Below are 2,094 nucleotides of genomic sequence, written 5' to 3'. Positions count from 1 at the left end.
GACAGCCCGGGTCTCGAGGACCCGGAAGCCCTTCGCGCTCGCGAGCCGCTCGGTGGGATAGCCCTGCTCGCCGAGCCAGCGCTGGAGCGAGTCGGCCCCGAGGTTCTTGCCGACCACCATGACCGCGCGGCCGCCGGGCGCGAGCCGAGGGAGCCAGGTGAGCAGCAGCTGGTGCAGCGCGGCCTTGCCGATCCGGATCGGCGGGTTCGACCAGATCTCGTCGAACACCGCGTCCGCCGGGACCTCCTCCGGCGTCATCGCCGCGAACCGGTCGGTCACCCCGTGCGCCGCGGCGTTCTCGTTGGCGAGCAGGAGCGCGCGCCGGTTCACGTCGACGGCCGTCACCCGAGCCGCGGGCACAGCCGCACACACGGCCAGCCCGATCACGCCGTACCCGCACCCGAGGTCGAGGATCCGCCCGCCGGCCGGAGGCTCGGTCTCGCGGAAGAGCACCGACGTCCCGATGTCCAACCGGCCGTTCGCGAACACCCCGGATCCGCTGGTGAGCGCGAGCCGCTGCCCCCACACCTCGGTCTCGACGGCCGTGCGCTGGAACGGCGCTGCCGGGTCGGCGGTGAAGTAGTGGTCCTCGCTCATGCGTCCGCCTCCGCGGACTCGCGCCTGGCCGAGGTCTGCGCGACCCGCGAGGCCAGCTCGGCGTCCGGCGGGTAGGCGACTTCCTCGAGGGTCAGCCCGTGCGCATGGAGTACGGCGACCGCCGGGTCCCGCCGCTGCGCGGTGAGGATCTCGCGCGCCCACTCCGGCGGACGACGGCCCTCACCGACCGCGACCAGGCAGCCGACCAGCGCGCGCACCATCGAGTGGCAGAACGCGTCGGCCTTGACGTGCCCGACCGTGACCCCGTGGTCGTCGCGCGACCACGAGAGCTCGAGGAGGGTGCGGATCGTGGTGGCTCCGGGCCGCTGCTTGCAGAAGGCGGCGAAGTCGTGGAGGCCGACGAGCGGCGCGGCCGCCGCGTTCATCGCGTCGACGTCGAGGGGCCGCGGCCAGGTGAGGACGTGGCGTCGGTGCAGCGGGTCGACCAGCTCGGCGGAGTCGGCGATCCGGTAGGCGTAGCGGCGCCACACGGCGGCGAACCGGGCGTCGAACCCGTCCGGCGCGACCGCGATCCGGTGGACGCGGGCGTCGGGCGCCAGCACGCCGTTGACCCGGCGCGACAGCAACGCCAGGTCGTCACCGGCCGGCTCCGCGGCCAGGCCCTCGGGGAGGTCGACGTGCGCCACCTGGCCCCGGGCGTGCACGCCCGCGTCGGTGCGGCCGGCACAGACGATCCGCAGCTCCTCGGCCGGGGTGCGGAGCACCGTCGCCAGCGCGCTCGTCAGCTCGCCCTGCACGGTGCGCAGCGCCGGCTGAGCGGCCCAGCCGTGGAAGTCGGTGCCGTCGTAGGCGAGATCGATCCGGAGCCGCACCGGATCAGTCTCTCAGGCGAGCTCCGCGCGCCACGGCGGGTCCGCGCCGACCCGGGCCACGGTGACCGCGGCGCACGCGGCGGCATGGGTGAGCGCGGCGGCGCGGTCCTCCGTCGTCAGCCCGGCGAGCCGACTCCCCAGCCGGTCCCAGAGCGCGTCGAGGAGGCCGGCGCCGAACGTGTCGCCCGCGCCGATGGTGTCGACGACGAACACGCGCGGCGCCCCGACGGAGACGCGGTCGCCGCGCCGCCGACCCCACGCCCAGTCGGCGCCGTCGGCGCCCTTCGTCACCACCACGTTGCCCGTCCCGAGGGTGACCAGGTGGGCGATCGCGTCGTCGTACCCGAGCCCCGGCCACAGCGCGGCGAGATCCTCGTCGGAGGCCTTGACCAGGTCCGCCCGCGCGACCAGCGCCTCCACCCGGGCGACCACGTCGGGGCCGGTGCCGGTGATCGCCGGCCGGATGTTGAGGTCGTAGGTCACCGTCGTCGTCGGCGCCAAGCGCTCGACGAGCGCGAGGACCGTGTCGGCGCCCGGAGCCAGCAGCGGCGCGAGCGAGCCGACGTGCAGCACCTGGACGTCGTCGACGGTGACCGCCCCCAGCCGCCACTCGACGTCGAAGTCGTACGACGCGGCGCCGTCCGCGCCGGTCCGGGCGCGGGCG

Annotated in this window: 3 protein-coding genes; all 3 read right to left on the bottom strand. The window is 75.5% G+C overall.

Translation table 11 applies throughout. The features are described from left to right. Positions 1-597 (bottom strand): class I SAM-dependent methyltransferase (locus H0488_RS23000; RefSeq protein WP_183101500.1); only part of this gene is annotated, 597 nt, incomplete at its 3' end. Then, complete coding sequence (gene truA / locus H0488_RS22995; protein ID WP_183101499.1) at positions 594-1,430, bottom strand: tRNA pseudouridine(38-40) synthase TruA; 837 nt, start codon at positions 1,428-1,430, stop codon at positions 594-596. The genes truA and H0488_RS23000, both read right to left, overlap by 4 nt. A gap of 12 nt (positions 1,431-1,442) precedes the next feature. Beyond that, positions 1,443-2,094: PfkB family carbohydrate kinase (locus H0488_RS22990; protein ID WP_183101498.1), on the bottom strand; the 652-nt coding region annotated here is incomplete at its 5' end.

The organism is Nocardioides pelophilus, assembly GCF_014180685.1.
Taxonomy (GTDB): Bacteria; Actinomycetota; Actinomycetes; order Propionibacteriales; family Nocardioidaceae; genus Nocardioides; species Nocardioides pelophilus.
Note: the sequence above shows the minus strand (reverse complement) of the source record. Positions and strands in the feature narration are given on the sequence as shown.